Origin of the sequence: Prauserella sediminis (genome assembly GCF_014195435.1) — a bacterium.
Classification (GTDB): domain Bacteria; phylum Actinomycetota; class Actinomycetes; order Mycobacteriales; family Pseudonocardiaceae; genus Prauserella; species Prauserella salsuginis.
The window spans coordinates 3,278,283-3,295,866 of record NZ_JACIBS010000001.1; the positions used below are offsets into that span (position 1 = coordinate 3,278,283).

At 70.0% G+C, this 17,584-nt stretch carries 18 protein-coding genes; 8 read left to right on the forward strand and 10 right to left on the reverse strand.

The genetic code is table 11. The annotated features are described in order from the left end of the window. Positions 1-2: 2 nt before the first annotated feature. The 3 genes from FB384_RS14865 to FB384_RS14875 are packed head-to-tail and all read left to right on the forward strand — an operon-like array spanning position 3 to position 3,033. Complete coding sequence (locus FB384_RS14865; RefSeq protein WP_323985239.1) at positions 3-1,154, forward strand: FecCD family ABC transporter permease; 1,152 nt, start codon at positions 3-5, stop codon at positions 1,152-1,154. Further along, positions 1,151-2,200 carry a FecCD family ABC transporter permease gene (locus FB384_RS14870; RefSeq protein ID WP_323985240.1) on the forward strand — a complete coding sequence of 350 codons (1,050 nt, stop codon included), beginning with the start codon at positions 1,151-1,153 and terminating at the stop codon, positions 2,198-2,200. Before FB384_RS14865 ends, FB384_RS14870 begins: the two co-directional genes overlap by 4 nt. Then, the gene (locus tag FB384_RS14875; protein WP_183783572.1) at positions 2,197-3,033 is read left to right on the forward strand and encodes an ABC transporter ATP-binding protein; all 837 of its coding nucleotides are present in this window, start codon (positions 2,197-2,199) and stop codon (positions 3,031-3,033) included. The genes FB384_RS14870 and FB384_RS14875 overlap by 4 nt, the downstream gene beginning before the upstream one ends. Positions 3,034-3,044: 11 nt before the next feature. On the opposite strand, the gene FB384_RS14880 is transcribed toward FB384_RS14875, so the two are convergent. Further along, positions 3,045-3,491, reverse strand: coding sequence for a hypothetical protein (locus tag FB384_RS14880; RefSeq protein ID WP_183783574.1), 447 nt, complete (start codon positions 3,489-3,491; stop codon positions 3,045-3,047). A 68-nt stretch (positions 3,492-3,559) separates the two neighbouring features. Then, entirely contained in the window at positions 3,560-4,831 is a 1,272-nt protein-coding gene (locus FB384_RS14885) for a LuxR C-terminal-related transcriptional regulator (RefSeq protein WP_183783575.1), read from the reverse strand. 137 nt (positions 4,832-4,968) lie between these two features. On the opposite strand from FB384_RS14885, the gene FB384_RS14890 reads away from it, so the two are divergent. The 3 genes from FB384_RS14890 to FB384_RS14900 all read left to right on the forward strand — a co-directional run bounded on the left by FB384_RS14890 (position 4,969) and on the right by FB384_RS14900 (position 7,200). After that, positions 4,969-6,054, forward strand: a complete 1,086-nt coding sequence (locus FB384_RS14890; RefSeq protein ID WP_183783577.1) for an S-(hydroxymethyl)mycothiol dehydrogenase — start codon at positions 4,969-4,971, stop codon at positions 6,052-6,054. After that, positions 6,051-6,677 carry an MBL fold metallo-hydrolase gene (locus FB384_RS14895; RefSeq protein ID WP_183783579.1) on the forward strand — a complete coding sequence of 209 codons (627 nt, stop codon included), beginning with the start codon at positions 6,051-6,053 and terminating at the stop codon, positions 6,675-6,677. Before FB384_RS14890 ends, FB384_RS14895 begins: the two co-directional genes overlap by 4 nt. Before the next feature lie 295 nt (positions 6,678-6,972). Beyond that, complete coding sequence (locus FB384_RS14900) at positions 6,973-7,200, forward strand: DUF6480 family protein (protein ID WP_183783580.1); 228 nt, start codon at positions 6,973-6,975, stop codon at positions 7,198-7,200. Between the two features lie 246 nt (positions 7,201-7,446). Here the strand turns inward: FB384_RS14900 and FB384_RS14905 are convergent, their stop codons facing one another. Continuing rightward, positions 7,447-7,857, reverse strand: coding sequence for a DUF5997 family protein (locus tag FB384_RS14905; RefSeq protein ID WP_183783582.1), 411 nt, complete (start codon positions 7,855-7,857; stop codon positions 7,447-7,449). Positions 7,858-7,914: 57 nt separating this feature from the next. On the opposite strand from FB384_RS14905, the gene FB384_RS14910 reads away from it, so the two are divergent. Beyond that, positions 7,915-8,715, forward strand: a complete 801-nt coding sequence (locus tag FB384_RS14910) for a LysR family substrate-binding domain-containing protein (RefSeq protein ID WP_183783584.1) — start codon at positions 7,915-7,917, stop codon at positions 8,713-8,715. A gap of 31 nt (positions 8,716-8,746) precedes the next feature. On the opposite strand, the gene FB384_RS14915 is transcribed toward FB384_RS14910, so the two are convergent. From FB384_RS14915 to FB384_RS14940, 6 genes are all read right to left on the reverse strand, one after another. Continuing rightward, positions 8,747-9,124, reverse strand: coding sequence for an allophanate hydrolase-related protein (locus FB384_RS14915; RefSeq protein ID WP_183783586.1), 378 nt, complete (start codon positions 9,122-9,124; stop codon positions 8,747-8,749). 44 nt (positions 9,125-9,168) lie between these two features. Beyond that, entirely contained in the window at positions 9,169-10,626 is a 1,458-nt protein-coding gene (locus FB384_RS14920; protein ID WP_183783588.1) for an NCS2 family permease, read from the reverse strand. A gap of 206 nt (positions 10,627-10,832) precedes the next feature. Then, positions 10,833-11,327 carry a nucleoside deaminase gene (locus tag FB384_RS14925; protein WP_183783590.1) on the reverse strand — a complete coding sequence of 165 codons (495 nt, stop codon included), beginning with the start codon at positions 11,325-11,327 and terminating at the stop codon, positions 10,833-10,835. 37 nt (positions 11,328-11,364) lie between these two features. Next, positions 11,365-13,707: a xanthine dehydrogenase family protein molybdopterin-binding subunit gene (locus FB384_RS14930; protein ID WP_183783592.1), complete on the reverse strand. Its 2,343-nt coding sequence runs from the start codon at positions 13,705-13,707 to the stop codon at positions 11,365-11,367. Continuing rightward, positions 13,704-14,174 carry a (2Fe-2S)-binding protein gene (locus FB384_RS14935; protein WP_183783593.1) on the reverse strand — a complete coding sequence of 157 codons (471 nt, stop codon included), beginning with the start codon at positions 14,172-14,174 and terminating at the stop codon, positions 13,704-13,706. Before FB384_RS14935 ends, FB384_RS14930 begins: the two co-directional genes overlap by 4 nt. Beyond that, positions 14,165-15,046: an FAD binding domain-containing protein gene (locus FB384_RS14940; protein WP_183783594.1), complete on the reverse strand. Its 882-nt coding sequence runs from the start codon at positions 15,044-15,046 to the stop codon at positions 14,165-14,167. Before FB384_RS14940 ends, FB384_RS14935 begins: the two co-directional genes overlap by 10 nt. Positions 15,047-15,206: 160 nt before the next feature. Between FB384_RS14940 and FB384_RS14945 the strand changes: the two genes are divergently transcribed. After that, positions 15,207-16,778 (forward strand): PucR family transcriptional regulator, encoded by a 1,572-nt coding sequence (locus FB384_RS14945; RefSeq protein WP_183783595.1) that lies wholly within the window; start codon positions 15,207-15,209, stop codon positions 16,776-16,778. A gap of 51 nt (positions 16,779-16,829) precedes the next feature. Here FB384_RS14945 and FB384_RS14950 read toward each other — a convergent pair whose 3' ends face one another. Then, entirely contained in the window at positions 16,830-17,555 is a 726-nt protein-coding gene (locus tag FB384_RS14950) for a CPBP family intramembrane glutamic endopeptidase (RefSeq protein WP_221212741.1), read from the reverse strand. Positions 17,556-17,584 lie beyond the last annotated feature (29 nt).

Consider the following 17,584-nt stretch of genomic DNA (forward strand, 5'->3'; position numbering starts at 1 on the left):
GGGTGAACAAGCGGAGCTCGCCGACCGAGAGGATCCGGGTGGCCGTGGGGGTCTCGTCGGCCGGGGAACGCGCATCGACGACGGCCGACGTGGCCGGCATCCCGTCGCAGCGGGCGGCATCGCCGCGGCCGCAGGCACCGCGGCCGCGGGAAGGCCGGGCAGGGTGGCGGTCCACAGTGGTCTGGACGGTGTCGGCGGTGGCGCTGCTCGCCGTCGCCTGTGCACTGTCCCTTGTGGTCGGAAGTTATCCCTCCTCGCCCGCCCGCGTGCTGTCGGCGGTCCTCTCGCCGGGACAGGCAGACGTGGACACGATCGTGTGGCACGTGCGCATCCCGCGAACGGTGTCCGGCCTGCTGGCGGGCAGTGCCCTGGGAGTGGCCGGCGCGGTGATGCAGGGACTCACGCGCAACCCGCTGGCGGGCCCGGGAATTCTGGGCGTCAACGCCGGCGCGTCGCTGGCCGTGGTGACCGCGATCGCGCTCGGCGTGACCACGGCCGGTGGCCATCTCTGGTTCGCGTTCGCCGGTGCCGGAGCCGCCGCCCTCTTCGTCTACGTTCTCGGTTCCCTCGGCCGGGGCGGAGCGACGCCGGTGAAACTGGCGCTGGCCGGAGCGGCGCTCACCGCCATGGTCGGCTCGATGACCACCATCGTCACGCTGCTCGACGCGGCCACGCTGGACGAGTACCGGTTCTGGGCCGTCGGCTCACTCACCCGCGCCGGGGCCGAGGTCACGGCCGCCGTCGGACCGTTCCTGGTCACGGGTTTCCTGCTGGCGCTGACGGTCAGCGGGAGCCTCAACACGATCGCGCTGGGCGAGGACATGGCGCGCAGCCTGGGGACACGGCTGGTGGCGATCCGTGTGCTCGCGGCGGTGTCGGTGCTGCTACTGGCCGGTACGGCGACCGTGATCGCAGGCCCCATCGCCTTCGTCGGCCTGGCGGTCCCGCACATCGCACGCCTGCTGATCGGGCCGGACTACCGGTGGATCATGCCGCTGTCGGCGCTGCTGGGCCCGATCCTGCTGCTCCTCGCCGACGTCGCGGGCCGGTGGCTGGTGCAGCCGGAGCAGCTGCAGGTGGGCATCGTGACCGGGCTCGCGGGCGGACCGCTGTTCCTCTACCTGGTGCGCCGCCGGAAGGTGGCACAGCTGTGACGGCCAAGGACACCGTCGCCGTGCGTGTCGCCCGCGGAGCCGTCGTGTTCCGGCTGCAGCGGCGCTCGGCGCTGTTGACGTCGATGCTGTGGCTGTGCGCCTTGACGCTCGCCGTGGCAGCGCTCGGCCTCGGCGAGTTCGACCTGCGGCTCGCCGACACCCTGCGCGTGCTCGGCGGCAGGGGAACGCTCATCGAGTACGACGTGGTGGTGCGGGACCGGCTGCCCCGCGTGGTGACCGGCCTCGGGGTCGGCGCGGCCTTCGCCGTGTCGGGCGCGATCCTGCAGCGGATCGCCGCGAATCCGCTGGTGAGCCCTGACGTGATCGGCGTGAACGCCGGCGCGTCGTTCGGTGCGCTGCTCGTGATGACCATCGCGGGCGGTGCCGGGGCGTCCCTCGTACTGGGCGCGCTCGCCGGGGCGCTGCTGACGTCCGCGGCGATCGTGCTCATCGCGCTCAACCGGGGCTTGAACGGCTATCGGCTCGTGCTGGTGGGCATCGGTATCGCGGCCATGCTCTCGTCCGCGATCTCCTACCTGCTGGTACGGGCCGACTACCACCAGGTACTGAGTGCGGCGTCCTGGCTCACCGGCAGCCTCGCCAACCGCGGCACACTGCACGTCACCATCGTCCTCGTCGCACTGGCGGCGGCGGTGCCCGTGCTGCTGGTGCTCGGCCGGCACCTTCGCATCCTCGAACTCGGCGACGACCTGGCCAGAACGCTCAGCGGCGGAACGACCCGGGTCCGGCTCGCCCTGATCACGACCGCCGTGGTCCTCGCCGCCATGGCCACCGCGGCGGCCGGTCCGATCGGGTTCATCGCACTCGTGGCCCCGCAGATCACGCGGCGGCTGCTGGCGGGCAGGCCGGTCACGCTCGGCCCGGCCGCCGCGGCGGGCGCGCTGCTCGTGACCGGCGCCGACCTCGTCGCGCGGCTGCTGTTCGCGCCGACCGAACTGCCCGTCGGCGCCGTGACCGGAGTCCTCGGCGCACCCGTTCTCCTCTACCTCCTCGCTCGTGCCAACCGGATCGGACACACCGGATGAACCCTGACGCGACCGCGACCGCCATGCCGCCGGCCACGGAACTGTCGGCCGACAGGCTCACCCTCGGCTACGACGCAGAGCCCGTCGTCCGGGACGTCTCCGTCACCGTGCCGCCCGGCCGGATCACCGCCATCGTCGGCGCCAACGGCAGCGGGAAGTCCACCCTGCTGCGCGGGCTCGCTCGGCTGATGCGCCCACGCCGCGGAGCCGTCCTGCTCGACGGACAGGACATCGCGCGGCTCGCCACGAAAACGCTTGCCCGGCGACTCGGACTGCTGCCCCAGCAGCCCCTCGCGCCCGACGGCATCACCGTGGCCGACCTCGTCGGCCGCGGACGGCACCCGCATCAGCGCTGGTTCCGCCACCACACCGATGCCGACGACGCCGCGATCACGGCGGCGATGGAGTCCACCGGCATCACCCACCTCGCCGAGCGACCGGTCGACGAACTGTCCGGCGGTCAGCGGCAACGGGCATGGCTCGCGCTCGCACTCGCCCAGGATCCGGACGTCATGCTGCTCGACGAGCCCACCACCCACCTCGACCTGGCCCACCAGATCGACCTGCTCGAACTGCTCACCGACCTGAACGCCGCGCTCGGCCGCACCACCCTGCTCGTCCTGCATGACCTGAACCTCGCGGGCCGCTACGCCCACCACCTCGTTGCCGTCAAGGACGGCCGCATCGTCGCCGAGGGGCCACCCGCCGAGGTCCTGCAGCCCGACACCATCGAATCCGTGTTCTCGCTGAACTGCGCCGTCATCGACGACCCGCTCACCGGGACGCCGATCGTCCTGCCCCGGCCACCGTCGGGCGATCGACGTGGCGGCTGACTCCCGGCGGGCTACCGCGTGACGATGTGCTGGCCGCGCGCCTTCCGGGCGATGCTGATGCCGGTCATCGACGGCGGATGGACGACGGCCGCGATCGCGAGGCCGATCCCGGGGATCAGGAGCGGGCCGATCGCGAGCCACTCGTCGTCGCCGGTGGCGAGCATGATCGCGATCGGTGTCACGAACGAGATCACGCTCGCCACGGTCCAGGCCGTTCGGCAGTTCCGTCGCCGCCGGCGCACGTCGGACACCGCGAGGATCGACAGCGGGATCGTGGCGCCGCACCGCGGACAGTCGACGGTTCCGTGCTGTTTGCCGCGTTCCGGGCGGCGAGTGGCGAACCGGTAGGTCGCATACGTCATCCGCTGCGGGGCGACGATGCCGCCTTTGACCTTCGTGCAGCACCCGAGGGCGAACGATGCGTCGGGACTCAGTTCCGCCGGCGTCACCATTGCCATGCCGCCCACCCCTTCACGATCCGCGTCGCTGCCGACCGGCCGTGAGCAGCGTAGCGCCGGAGTCTGCGCTAGGTGCGTGCCGCCGCGTCGGCACCCGCGGTGAGAGCCAGCGCGGCCGCCTCGCCGCGGGTGCTGACGTCGAGTTTGTGCAGTACCCGCGTGACGTGGAACTTGACGGTGCTCTCCGTGACACCGAGGTCTGCGGCGATGGCCTTGTTGCGTTTGCCCTGTGCGAGCAGGTCGAGCACCTCGCGCTCGCGGCGGTTGAGGTTGGTCAGCCGGGTCTCCACGCCGGTGTCGGCGGACGCGTCGAGTGGCAGTTCGACCGTGACGCGGCTGCCCCAACCGGGCGTGGCGTCGACGCCGACCGTGGCGCCGAGCGTCCGTGCCCGGCCCTGCAACTGCCGGCGCAGCGACGCCCCGTCGAGGTTTCCCGTGCTCTGATCGCGGACGTCGACCAGCAGCGTTGCGTCGTCGCAGGTCCACGCGACGCGCAGGCGGGCCAACTCGGGATCGGCGGTCAGTGCCAGCACCGCAGTGCGGGTCATCGCGCGCGCGGCGTGCGCGATGTCGCCGGGGAGGGTGCTACCTGCGGCGGTCGGTGCCGCGAACTCGATCGGCGCCTCGTGATGCCGCAACATCTGCCGGATCTCGTTGCGCAGCACGGTGAACGCGGCCGGGGCGGCCTCGGTGGACAGTGCCTGCTGCGATTGCTGGGCGGTGCGCAGTGCCACCAGGGCCGACGACGTCGCGTCGGTCGCGGTGACCCGCGCTCGATGGTCGTCGAGCTCCGTCGACCGCAATGTCGTCAGCAGTCTGACCAGTGTGGACTCGTGCGCGGTGGCCAGTTCGGTGATGGTGCGTTCACGTTCGAGCGCGGCCGCGCGGGACTCGGCGAGGTAGTCCGGACTGGCTTGGGCCACCTGTTGGCGGATCGACGTCGCGACGATGCCGAACAGCGCCGTCAGCAGGCCGGGTTGGGGCAGCGGTTGGCCCGGGGACCGGGGAACCAGGACGAGCAGCATGTCCGAGGGGTCGCGCACCGCCCACACCGCCCGTTGCTCACCCGCGATCGCGAACGTTGAGCAGACCGGAGTGCCGGGGTCGAGTTCCTGTTTGACCTGCTCCAGCTCACCGATGGTGACCTTGTTGAGCATGTCGACGTCGCCGGCGACCTTGCGGGGCCGGCCTGCGCACTCGCGGGTGAAGACGATGAGCGCCGTGTGCGGCCACCGCGACGCGACGAGGTGCGACAGGCGGCGGGCGATCTCGTGGAGCGGCCCGTCGAGGACCTCCCGCAGCCCGGTCAGGGCGGCGACGGGATCCAGTTCGTCCGGCATTCCGCCAGTCTAACTCGTCGGAGGTCGAGGTATTGCTGTCCGTCCGGACAGGTCATATGGATGGCGCAGCACACTAGTGTCGGCAAGGCATGCGGTGATGCGCATGTCTTGTTCGTCGATCCGAAGGAACCGCCCCGATGCCACAACAAGTCCGCGGCGTGATCGCCCGCACCGAGGGAGCTCCCGTCGAGCTCACCGACATCGTCATCCCCGACCCCGGGCCCGGTGAGGTCGTCGTCGCGATCGCCGCGTGCGGCGTCTGTCATACCGACCTGACCTACCGCGACGGCGGGATCAACGACGAGTATCCGTTCCTGCTGGGTCACGAGGCCGCCGGCACGGTCGAGAGTGTCGGCGAGGGCGTGGACTCGGTGCAACCGGGCGACTTCGTCGTGCTCAACTGGCGCGCCGTGTGCGGACAGTGCCGGGCATGCAAGCGCGGCCGCTCGCAGTACTGCTTCGACACGTTCAACGCCACGCAGAAGATGACCCTCACCGACGGCACGGAACTCTCGCCTGCGCTGGGGATCGGCGCGTTCGCCGACAAGACCCTGGTGCACGCGGGGCAGTGCACCAAGGTCGACCCCGACACCGACCCCGCCGTGGCCGGGCTGCTCGGCTGCGGCGTCATGGCCGGCATCGGTTCGGCCGTCAACACCGGCGGGGTCGGCCGCGGCGACTCGGTCGCCGTGATCGGATGCGGCGGCGTCGGTGACGCCGCCATCGCCGGCGCACGCCTGGCCGGCGCGTCGCCGATCATCGCGGTCGACCGCGACCCCAAGAAGCTCGAGTGGGCCGTCGACCTCGGAGCCACCCACACCGTCAACGCCGCCGAGACCGACGCCGTCGAAGCCATCCAGGGCCTGACCGGCGGTTTCGGTGCCGACGTGGTCATCGACGCCGTCGGAAGGCCCGAGACGTGGACCCAGGCGTTCTACGCGCGGGACCTCGCGGGCACGGCGGTGCTGGTCGGCGTACCCACGCCGGACATGCGGCTGGAGCTGCCGCTGATCGACGTCTTCGCCCACGGCGGCGCCCTGAAGTCGTCCTGGTACGGCGACTGCCTGCCCGAGCGGGACTTCCCCATGCTGGTCAACCTGTACCGGGAGGGCAGGCTCCCGCTCGACAAGTTCGTCACCGAGCGGATCACGCTCGACGACGTCGAGAAGGCCTTCCACACCATGCACGCCGGTGAGGTGCTGCGTTCGGTGGTGATCGTGTGAGCGCGCGCATCGACCAGGTCGTCACCAGCGGCGTCTTCGAACTCGACGGCGGCAGCTGGGAGGTCGACAACAACGTCTGGCTCATCGGCGACGACAGCGACGTGGTGATCGTCGACGCCGCGCACGACGCCGACAAGATCACCGAGGCCGTAGCGGGCCGCAACGTCGTCGCGGTGGTGTGCACGCACGGGCACAACGACCACGTCACCCACGCCCCGCAGCTCGGCGAGAAGTTCGACGCCCCGGTGTTGCTGCACCCCGCCGATCGGCAACTGTGGGAGATGACCCACCCCGGCGTGCCGTTCAGCGAGCTGGAGGAGGGCAGCCGGATCTCCGTCGCCGGCACCGACATCGAGACGCTCCACACGCCGGGACACTCTCCGGGGTCGATGTGCCTGCACCTGCCCGAGGCGAAGGCGCTGTTCTCCGGCGACACGCTGTTCTCCGGAGGGCCGGGCGCCACCGGCCGGTCGTTCTCGGACTTCCCGACGATCATCGGCTCGATCCGGGACCGGCTCTTCAGCCTGCCCGCCGACACCCGTGTCCACACCGGACACGGCGACGGCACCACGATCGGCACCGAAGCGCCACATCTCGAAGAGTGGATCGCCCGCGGCTACTGAGCAGCGGTCGAATGCCCCTTGCCGGAAGCGCACAGGCTCCCGGCAAGGGGCATTTCCATGCCGGCTCGTTCTCACTCCGGGGACCGCCTCACTGCGACAGGCGATCAGGCCGACACCGCGAACCCGCCCGGGGCGTAGGTCATGACGGGGTCGATCCACGCCGGTCCGCACAGCCGGCCGGTCCGCCGCGCTTGTTTCGGCGGCGCCGCGCTCGGGTAGGGCCGGCGTGACCGGTCTTCACGGGGCTCCGGCCACGTGTGGACGTTGTGAGTTCGGCCGAATGCGAGGCGTGCCGATGACGGCTCAACCCCCGGATCCGCCACCGGAGGAGACCCCGGGCCTCGAGCCCGGTGGGGGCGTCCGGCCCGGCGACACTCCGCCGGAGTCGGGCCAGACGTCCGGGCTGTCCCACCGGGAACCCGCACCACCACGCGTACTGCCGATCGTGACGATCGCGCTGACGGCCCTGGCGGCTCTGCTCATCGCGGGCATCTTCGTCGTCATGATCTTCCAGATCTGGTGACCGCGGCCCGCGCCGTCTTCGCCGGCAGGGGCGAAAGGGTCACCAGGTCGAGGCGACGACGATCCGCGTGCGGAGTCGTCCCCGCCGCCGCGTCGGCCGCCTGTGGTGGGGGTGACGTCGGCGCCGAGGGCAGGCTCGGCGACAGGACCGGGTGGAGCGATACCGCAGGCGATCACGCCATCGGGATGTCAGCTCGGCGGTTGCGGGAAGTGGTAGCGGTCAGGCGCTGGGACCCGCCTCCCGGCTTCAGGAACGCCGCTGCTCGGCCTCGGTGTTCTTCTCCTTGGCCGTGGCTTCCTTCTTAACGCGGGCCGCTTCCTTCTTCACCTCGGCCTGCGTGGCGCGTTCGCGCTGCAGCCACTCCGGGTTCTCGTCCTTGATCGCGTTGATCTGCTCGGTCGTGAGCGGATCCATCAGGCCTGCGCGGGCGAGCCCGCCGATCGAGATGCCGAGTTTGGCCGCGACGACCTGGCGCGGATGCGGACCGTTGCGGCGCAGGTCCCGCAGCCATTCCGGCGGGGAGGCCTGCAGTTCGTTCAGCTCGTCGCGGGAGACCACACCCTCCTGGAACTCGGCAGGAGTGGCTTCGAGGTAGACGCCCAGCTTCTTGGCCGCGGTGGCGGGCTTCATCGTCTGGGTGGTCTTGCGCGACGTCATGGTCCCCAGCGTATCCGGCTGGGCGTGCCGGTCGACCGCACCCGGTAATCTGGGCCGGTGACCACCCCCGACGAGCGTGACGAGCCCCAGGCGTTCCGGCTCGCGTATGTCCCGGGGGTGATCCCGGACAAATGGGTCCGGAAATGGGGCGAACGTGTGCCCGACGTCCCGCTGCAGCTGGACGGCATCGCCGCGGCCGACGCGGCGGACCACGTGCGTGAGGGCCACGCCGACGCGGTCCTGCTCCGGCTGCCGTCCGATCGGACCGGCCTCCACGCCATCCCGCTCTACACCGAGACGACCGTGGTGGTCGTCGAGAAGGAACACCTGCTCACCGTCGCCGACGAGGTGTCCGTCGACGATCTCGCCGACGACGTCGTGCTCCACCCCCACGACGACACCCTCGCCTGGGAACAGCTGCCCGGGCAGCCGGCGATCGCCCGCCCCGAGACCACCGCGGGGGCCATCGAGCTGGTCGCGGCGGGGGTGGGCGTTCTCGCCGTACCGCAGTCGCTCGCGCGGCTGCACCACCGCAAGAGCCTCACCTACCGGCCCCTCACGGACGCGCCGCAGTCGCAGGTCGCGCTGTCGTGGCCCGAGGGCGAGACGACCGACCTGATGGAAGAGTTCATCGGCATCGTCCGCGGCCGGACCGTCAACAGCACCCGGGGCCGCGGCCCGACCCCGAAGCAGCCGAAACGCGCCACCGAACAGCCGACCGGCGGGACGCAGCGAGGCCGTGCCGGCAACCAGGGCAAGCGCGGCGGCGACAAGCGCTCTGGCGGCAGGGGCGGTGGCACCGGGGGCGGTGGCAAGCGCGGCAGCGGCGGCAAGGGCGGAAGACCTCGCCGCCGCTGATTGCGTGCGGAGTAGTGCCGCGCTCGGCGACTCACTCCCATCCGTGGTAGCGGCGCCAGTCACCGATGTCCGAGATGTCGACCAGATCGTTGTCGCCCCGGTACGGCTTGCGCAGCACCGTCGCCAGGCACGAGGCGCCATCGGCGAGCTCGATCAGGCCGAGTTCCAGCTCCGGCGGCTCCGCCGGGACCAGGTGTTCGCGCAGCACCTCGAGCGAGACGTCGTAGACCTCACCGACCACGGCCCGACCGTCGGTCTCCACCTCGTCCATGGCGGGAAACCGGTCACCGACCGAGTAGTACCGGTACTTCGGCGCCGACGTCGCCCTGCCCACGAAGGGCGCACCCTGTAGCTGGTGGTTCAGCGGACCTCCGCGCATGCCACCGCCGTTGAGGAACAGCAAAGCCATCTCCTCGCTCCTTTCATGTTCGACTTGCATGGTTTCGCCTCGGGTCAGGCGAACAGGATCTCGATAGCATCGATTCCGAAATAGACCGCGAACACGATCGCCAGGATTCCGACGAGCCAGCCGATCTCCCTGACCTTCCCCCTCGCCAGCTTGATCACCGCGAAGGCGATGATGCCGGCGCCGACACCGTTGGTGATCACGTACGTGTACGGAATCAGCGCGATGGTCACGAACATCGGGATGGTGTAGTCCGGGTCGTCCCACGGCAGCTTTGTGCACTGGGCCATCATCATTCCGCCGACGATGACGAGCGCGGGCGCGGCCGCCTGCGCGGGCACCACGGACACGAACGGCGTGAACAGCAGCGCCACGAGGAACAGGCCGCCGGTCAGTACGCTCGCCAACCCCGTGCGCGCGCCCTCGCCCACGCCCGCAGCGGATTCGATGAACACGGTGTTCGGCGACGAACCGGTGATGCCGCCTGCGGTGGCGGCGATCCCGTCCGAGGTCAGAATGCGACCCATGCCGATCACTTTGCCGTCGGAGACCAGCCCCGCCTGGTTGCTCACACTGGTGATCGTGCCCATGGCGTCGAAGAACCCGGAAAGTACCAGTGTGAACAGGAACATCGTGGCCGCGATGCCACCTGCGGCAGCGAATCCGCCGAAGAGGTCGACATCTCCGAAGAGTCCGAAGTCGGGCGCGGCCACCACCTTGTCCGGCAGGTTCGGCTGGATCAACCCCCAGTCCTGTTCGGTGAGGCCGAACGCATAGTTCACCACGACCCCGAGCACGGTGCCGGTCGCGATACTGATGAGGATGGCTCCGGAAACCTTGCGTGCCACGAGGACGACCATCAGCAGCAGCGTCACGCAGAACACCGTGATGGGCCAACCCTGCAGGGTGCCGCCGTCACCCATGCCGACCGGTACCGTCGTGTTCGCCGAATCGGGATTGCGCGTCACGAAACCGGCCTGCACCAGGCCGATCAGCGCGATGTAGAGTCCGATCCCGACGGTCAGGGACGTTTTCAACGCGTCCGGGATGGCGTCGATGATCTTCTGCCGCAGCCCGCTGGCCGCCATGATGATGATGCAGATGCCCTCCAGCACCACCAGGCCGAAGGCCTGCTCCCAGGTCATCACCGGCGCGATCGTGAACGCCACGATCGCGTTCACCCCGAGGCCGGAAGCCAGTGCCAAAGGCGCGTTACCCACGACGCCCATCAGGATCGTCGCGAACGCAGCTGTGAAAGCGGTGGCGGTGGTCAGCTCCGCTGTGGACAGTTCCCGGCCGGTGATGTCGGCGGACGAGCCGAGAATCATCGGGTTCAGGATGACGATGTAGGCCATCGCGACGAATGTGGTGAGCCCGCCTCTGAGCTCACGGGACACCGTGGAGCCGCGGGCGGATATCTTGAAGAACCGGTCGAGCCGGGAGCGGGGTCCGGACGGATCACCGGGTCGTCCGGACCCTGCAGCCTCCGTGCGCAGTTGAGTCATGAGTCCTCCCATGCCGGTGGGCGCCCTCCGACAGGCGCGTTCGGCCTGTCCGGACTGCTGGGCGTTTCGAAGTGCGGATCGGCGCCAGAACGTCGCCGTCCGTCGGTTGGCCGTGGGTTGTCGGCGCAGCCGCGATGGCGGTGCGCATGCAGTCGGCCTCTCGGGCGGTGGCGCGGCCCGGTCGCCGCGCCACCACCCGAATGGGATCAGTACTCGATCCGGTCCGGCTTGGTCAGCCAGGTGTCGAACGGCTCGGTACGGTTGGGCATCTCGATCCGGTCCATGGTGATGGGCCAGGTGCCCGCAGGGTTCTTCTCGAAGAGCTGGTAGAAGGCTCTGTCGTCGAAGCCGCCCGCGGCGGCGTCATCGCGGTCCGCGGCGAACACGATCCGGTCGAACCGCGCCCAGAGCGCCGAGGACAGGCACATCGGGCACGGCTCGCACGAGGTCACCAGGATGCAGCCCGCGAGGCTGAAGGTGCCGAGTTCACGGCAGGCGTTACGCAGCGCCGTCACCTCGGCGTGCGCCGTGGGATCCAAGGTGGCGGTGACTTGGTTGTTGCCGGTGGCAACGATGTCGCCGTCCCGTGCGACGACGGCGCCGAAAGGTCCGCCGCCGCTTCTCACGCTGTCGGTGGCGATCCGTATCGCTTCGGCCATCCAGGACCGCTCGAGATCCAGGTCCGTTGTGGACAGGGTCATGCGTGGTTCGTCCTTTCGCGATCGCAGACCGGCTGGCTTAATGCGCCGTGCCGGTGATGTGTTCCGGGCCGGCCGGGGCGTGTGTCAAGTCGATGCCGGTGGCCGCCCTGATCGCGGCGAGCACGGCGGGCCCTGCGGAGATGGTTGGCGGTTCGCCGACACCGCGCACTCCGTACGGGGCGTGCGGATCCCCGCGCTCGATGATGTCGACCTTCATCGGCGGGGTGTCGAGAATGGTCGGTATGAGGTAATCGGTGAACGAGGGGTTGCGGATGAGGCCGTCGGAGACCTGGATCTCCTCCATCACAGCCAACCCCATGCCCTGGGTGGCACCCCCTTGGATCTGGCCCACGATCGCGTCCGGGTTGACCGCCTTGCCGACATCCTGGACACAGTCCAACGCCACGACCTTGACCAGACCGAGCTGCGTGTCCACGTCCACCACGGCGCGGTGTACGGAGAAGGCGTGCTGCACGTGCACCAGTTCGCTCTGCCCGGTCTCGGGGTCGAGCGGGTAGGTCGGCCGGTGGTGATACTCCCTCGTGCACTCGATGACGCCGTCGCCTAGGACGTCCACCACGTCCGCCAGTACGCCGTGCGATTCGGAGACGAGTTTTCCGTCGACGACCGCGAGATCCGGCGGGGTGTGCCCGAGCGCGGCGGCGGCCCGGTCGAACAACGTCTCCCGAACCGCTTCGCACGCGGCCTTGACCGCGCCACCGGTGACGTAGGTCTGCCGGGACGCCGAGCTCGACCCGGCTTCACCGACGCTGGTGTCGTTCGGGTGGATGTTCACCCGCTCGACCCCGAGTTCGGTTCGTGCGATCTGCTGCTGCACGGTGACCAGGCCCTGGCCGACCTCCGCGGCGGCGGTGTGCACCATCGCCACCGCTTCGCCGCCGACCGCCTGCAGGCTCACCCGCGCGGTCGAGTAGTCGTCGGCTCCCTCCGCATAGGAGACGTTCTTGATGATCGCGGCGTAACCGACCCCACGTGCGATGTCCTCGCCGTGCGTGGTGTTGGCCGCACCACCGGGCAGGTCCCGGATATCCGGTTCGGCGGCCGGGTCCCGTTCCGGCGGCATCGGCAGCTTCCGGGCGCGCTCGAGCAATTCGCCGACCGGCGCCGGGTAGTCCAGTTGCTGCCCGGTGTGCAGGACGGATCCCTGGGCGACCGCGTTGCGCTGCCGCAACTCCACCGGGTCCATGTCGAGGGCCCTTGCCAGCTTGTCCATCTGTGCCTCGTAGGCGAACGCCGGCTGGACCGCACCGAGCCCGCGCATCGCCCCGCACGGCGGGTTGTTCGTGTACACGCCCCACCCTGCGATGTCCACATTGGGAACCTCGTACGGGCCGGTTCCCAGGGTTGTGGCGTTACCGACGACGACCGGGGTCTTGGAGGCGTAGGCGCCGCCGTCGAAGTACATCCGGGCCTTGACGTAGACCAGATCGCCGTCGCGGGTCGCGCCGTGCTCGAAGTGCATCTCCGCCGGATGCCGGTGCACATGGCCGTAGAACGATTCTTCCCGGTTGTACACCATCTTCACCGGCTTGCCGGTGTGCATCGCCAGCATGCACACGTGAACCTGGATGGACAGGTCCTCCCGCCCGCCGAAGGCGCCGCCGACGCCGGACATGGTCATCCGCACCTTGTCCGGGGGCAGGCCGAGGGCCCGTGCGGTCTGCTTGCGGTCCGAGTGCAGGTCCTGCGTTGCGAGGAACAGTTCGACCCCGCCGTCCTCGGCCGGGATCGCCAACCCCGATTCCGGGCCCAGGAACGCCTGATCCTGCATGCCGAGTGTGTAGGTGCCGGAGACGACGACCTCCGCCGTCACGTCCTGCCGGCCCCGGACGATCGGCTGGTAGCGGACAAGATTGTTCTCGCGCCCCGAGTCCGGATGGAGTTTCGGCAACGTCTCGTCGTGCGCGGCGCGTTTCGGGTCGGTGACCGGCTCCAGCACCTCGTAGTCGACCGCGATCAGTTCCAGCGCCCGGCGCGCGGTCTCCGGATGGTCGGCGGCCACCAGCGCGACCGCTTCACCCCGGAACCGCACGACGTCCTCGGCGAGCACCGGCTGGTCGGTGATCTTGAGGCCGTAGCGGTTGTCACCGGGCACGTCCTCGTGCGTCAGCACCGCGTACACCCCGGGATAGGCGAGGGCCCGTGCGATGTCGATACCGGTGATCCGCGCGTACGGGTGCGGGCTGCGCAGGGTCGCGCCCCACAGCATGTCCTCGGCCCAGAGGTCCGAGGAGTAGGCGTAGTCGCCGCGGACCTTCAGGTTTCCGTCCGGGCGGGACGGGGACTCGCCGACTCCGCCCGTGATCGACTCGCTGAGATCCTGCGGGGTCCTGCTCGGAGCATTGCCGTGAGCGTTCATGACACCGCCTTCCGCTGTGCGGCGAGCCGGACCGCGTCCATGATCTTCTCGTAGCCGGTGCAGCGGCAGAGGTTGCCCGCCAGTGACTCGCGAATCTCCGCGTCGGTCGGCTCCGGGTTCCGTTCGATGAGGTCGTGTGCCTGCACGAGCAGGCCGGGGGTGCAGAATCCACATTGCACGGCACCGGCGTCGACAAAGGACTGCTGGACGGGGTCGAGCCGCTCGCCGTCGGCCAGTCCCTCGACCGTGCGTACCGCACGCCCCTGCGCCTGCCCTGCGGCGACCATGCACGAGCACACCGGCACGTCGTCCAGGTACACGGTGCACGAACCGCATTCCCCCTGCTCGCACGCGTTCTTCGAACCGGGCAGGCCGAGCCGCTCACGCAGTGCGTGAAGCAGACTCTCGCCTTCCCATACCTCGTCCGCCTGGTGCGGCCTGCCGTTCACAGTCAGGTTCAGGCGCATGTTTGCCTCCCGATCGAGTACTCGTCCCATGTCCAGCGGACCGTTCGCCGTGCGAGGACACCGAGCGCGTGCCTGCGATAGGACGCCGTGCCCCGTACGTCGTCGATCGGTGCGCAGGCGGCCGCGACCAGCTCCCCGAACCTCTCGACCACCGTGTCCGGCAACGGTCGCGGGTCGGCCCACATCCCTCGCGAGGTCAGCTCGCCGGACAGGAACTGCTCGGCCTCGACGGCCCTGCGCGGGGTCGGTGCCGCGGAGCCGAAACCGGTGCCGACCGCTGCCCGATCCGGATGCAGCGCCACCGAGAACGCGCACACCGAGATCACCATCGCGTTGCGGGTGCCGACCTTGGCGAACTGCTGCGGGCCGGTGGCACGCGGGAGATGCACCGCGGTGATCAGCTCGTCCGGCTCGGCCGCGTTGCGCTTGACGCCGGTGAAGAACTCGGTGACCGGCATCCGCCTGGTGCCGCGAGTCGATGCCAGTTCGACTTCGGCGTCACAAGCCAGCAGGGCTGGGTGAGCGTCGCCGGACGGAGACGCGGTCGCAAGATTGCCGCCGACCGTGCCACGGTTGCGGATCTGTGGCGACGCGACCGTTCGCGCGGCCATCGCCAGGCCCGGAAGGCGTTCGCCGAGTTCGCTGATGATTCGTGCGTAAGGCACCCCGGCTCCGACGCGGACCACGTCGCCCGATTCGGACCATTCGGTCAGCTCGGGGACCGAGGTCAGGTCGAGCAGCCCGCTCGGGCGGATATGGTCGAAGTTGATTCCCACCATGAGGTCGGTGCCGCCTGCGATGGGTGCGATGTCGGGTCGCTGTGCCTTCGTGGCCAGCGCATCGTCCAGTGATGCGGCGCGGAGAAAGTCCACGTCCTGCGCCTCCTAGCGTTCGGATTGCTGTGACTCAGTACACAGCCGACGTGAGGCACCGCGATAGCGGTGGATCCGACGAAAACATCGGCCACGGGCGACCTGGCTATCGTAGATTCCTACAAGCGCAGGCCGCGCGACCTGCTGAGGGAGGTGCTCGATGCTGCTTCGCACGCTTCTCGACGACCCCGATCTGCGGCTGGAGCTGCTGACGGGGGCCGGCGGGTTGGACCGGGTCGTCCGTTGGGTGTACACGACCGACCTGCGTGACCCGCGGCGCTACCTCTCCGGTGGCGAGGTCGTGCTGACCGGGTTGATGTGGCACGAGTCGGCTGCCGACTCGGAAACCTTCGTCGCCGCGCTCGTCGATGCCGGGGTCGCCGGTCTGATCTCCGGCACCGCTCGGCTCGGCGCGGCTCCGCCTGACCTGATCGAGGCGTGCGGACGACACGATCTCCCCCTGATCGAGGTTCCGCTGGACGTCAGCTTCGCCGAGATCTCCGACCGGGTGGTGCTCGGCGTGACCGCCGAGCGCACGGGCATGCTCGGCCGGTCGCGGCGCCTCGTCGCGGACGTCGCGGAGGGAGCGGATCTCGAGGACGTACTGCGCTCGGCGGCGGCCGAACTGGGCATCGGATGCTGGGTGCTGTCCACGACCGGCCGGAGCATCGCGGCGGCGAGCCCGGGCGGACAGGACGTCGACGACCTGCCCGAGCCCGCCCGGCGTACCGCGGTGCGCCGCTTCGTCCGGACCGAGCGACTCCCCACGAGCTTCACCTTCGGCGACCGGGCCACCACGTATTCGGTCACGGCTGCCGGTCCGGACACCGGCAGCAGAGCCGCGCAGTGGTGCGTCGTGCTCGGTGCCGACCACCGCGAGTTCTCCGCTGGGCAGCAGGCGGTGGTCCAGGAGCTCGGGACGGCCGTCGCGTTGCTTCGCGCTCGGCTCGACGAGGGGCGCCGGGTCGCCCGCCAGGGAACGGACATGTTCCTGCGGATGGTGCTCGACAGCTCGGCACCGCCTGCCGAGATCGCTTCTCGTCTCGGGACCCTCGGGCACGACCCCGCCGTCCCGGTGTGGGTGCTCGCTTGCCAGGCAGGCGAGGACGCGGGTCTGGCTGCCGCGCTGCTGGCCGAGATCGGCGACGAACTGGCGCCGACGACGCTGATCGGCTCCGCCGACGCGGACACGGTAGCGGTGCTGGCCACCCATTCATCCGCTCAGCAGGAGATCGTCGACGCGCTGCGGGCGAAGCTCGCCGCCATCGAACCGGCACTCGGCAAGCGGCGGTTGACGTTCGGGGTGAGTGGGGTGGCGCCGGCCGATCGGCTTCGTTCGACGATCGAGGAAGCCCGCCACGCCCGCCTGCTCGCCGAGCACCAGCTCGCGCGAGAGACCGGCTCCCGCGGCGGTGTTCGGGTGGTCGCCGGCGACGAGGTGTCCTCGCACGCGCTGCTGCTCGCAGCGTTACCCGACGAGCTGCGCAGCTCCTTCCACGAGCGGCTGCTGCGGGACCTGCGTGCCTACGATGCGCGGCACCAGTCGGACCTCGTGCACACCCTGTGGTTGTTCCTGGAGACCTCGGGTTCCTGGGCAAAGGCGGCTGCTGAACTGCACGTCCATGTCAACACGCTGCGGTACCGCATTCGCCGGATCGAGGAGATCACCGGTAAGGACCTGGCGAGCTTCGCAGACCGCGTCGACCTCTACCTAGCCCTGCAACTCGGTTAGGTAACGGCGGCGGCGATGGCCCGTGGCGGACGGAACTCGGCCTCGGATGCGTCAGCCGGCGCCGTGGTAGACGAAGCGGCCGAGGCCGACGGTGAACAGCAGGACGCCGTAGAGCCCGTGTTCGATCGACACGGCCAGCAGCGAGCGGCTGCGCGCGTACCGCCACGCGAACAGCAGCCCGCCGGCGGTCGTCGCGAGTACGGCGAACAGGTTGCCGAAGATGATGTGGGCGAATCCGAACGCGGCAGCGCTCGCCAGGATCATCCCCGCGCCCGAGCCGAACACGGGCCGGTAGCGGCGGAACAGGAACGCGCGGAAGATCAACTCCTGCGGGTACACGCTCAGCACGGGATAACCCACCGCGATGATCGCCCACAGGACGGGCTCCCCGCGCGGCAGCGAGAACAGGTCGCCGGGCAGGAACACCGCGACCCCGGCCACCGCGACGACGCACGCCGCCGCCCACAGGCCGAGAATCGACAGGAGCCGAGCGCGCACCGCCGAGGCGCGCCACAGGTCGCGGCGGTCGAACTCGCCCACCCGCAGGAGGTAGACCACGCTGGCGATGCCGAGTACGACCAGGAACGGGACGGGGCTGACACCGTCGGCCAGCACCGCGAACGCGGCGATGATCCCGAAGAACAGCGCCAGGAACTCCAACGCCAGGTAGGCCCGATACGCCGCGGACGGCGAGTCGCGGTGGGCGACCGGCATCGCATCGTCGGTCAGCACGAGTTCGAGCGTACCGGCGAACACCCCCGCGCAGGGCTCGCTCACCGCGGCGCCGGTGAGGCAGACTGCCGACC

Excerpts from the sequence above, each read along its gene's own strand:
- FB384_RS14875 (WP_183783572.1), top strand. The coding sequence starts at position 2,197 with ATGAACCCTGACGCGACCGCGACCGCCATGCCGCCGGCCACGGAACTG.
- FB384_RS14880 (WP_183783574.1), bottom strand. The coding sequence starts at position 3,491 with ATGGCAATGGTGACGCCGGCGGAACTGAGTCCCGACGCATCGTTCGCC.
- FB384_RS14885 (WP_183783575.1), bottom strand. The coding sequence starts at position 4,831 with ATGCCGGACGAACTGGATCCCGTCGCCGCCCTGACCGGGCTGCGGGAG.
- FB384_RS14890 (WP_183783577.1), top strand. The coding sequence starts at position 4,969 with ATGCCACAACAAGTCCGCGGCGTGATCGCCCGCACCGAGGGAGCTCCC.
- FB384_RS14900 (WP_183783580.1), top strand. The coding sequence starts at position 6,973 with ATGACGGCTCAACCCCCGGATCCGCCACCGGAGGAGACCCCGGGCCTC.
- FB384_RS14905 (WP_183783582.1), bottom strand. The coding sequence starts at position 7,857 with ATGACGTCGCGCAAGACCACCCAGACGATGAAGCCCGCCACCGCGGCC.
- FB384_RS14915 (WP_183783586.1), bottom strand. The coding sequence starts at position 9,124 with ATGGCTTTGCTGTTCCTCAACGGCGGTGGCATGCGCGGAGGTCCGCTG.
- FB384_RS14920 (WP_183783588.1), bottom strand. The coding sequence starts at position 10,626 with ATGACTCAACTGCGCACGGAGGCTGCAGGGTCCGGACGACCCGGTGAT.
- FB384_RS14925 (WP_183783590.1), bottom strand. The coding sequence starts at position 11,327 with ATGACCCTGTCCACAACGGACCTGGATCTCGAGCGGTCCTGGATGGCC.
- FB384_RS14930 (WP_183783592.1), bottom strand. The coding sequence starts at position 13,707 with ATGAACGCTCACGGCAATGCTCCGAGCAGGACCCCGCAGGATCTCAGC.
- FB384_RS14935 (WP_183783593.1), bottom strand. The coding sequence starts at position 14,174 with ATGCGCCTGAACCTGACTGTGAACGGCAGGCCGCACCAGGCGGACGAG.
- FB384_RS14945 (WP_183783595.1), top strand. The coding sequence starts at position 15,207 with ATGCTGCTTCGCACGCTTCTCGACGACCCCGATCTGCGGCTGGAGCTG.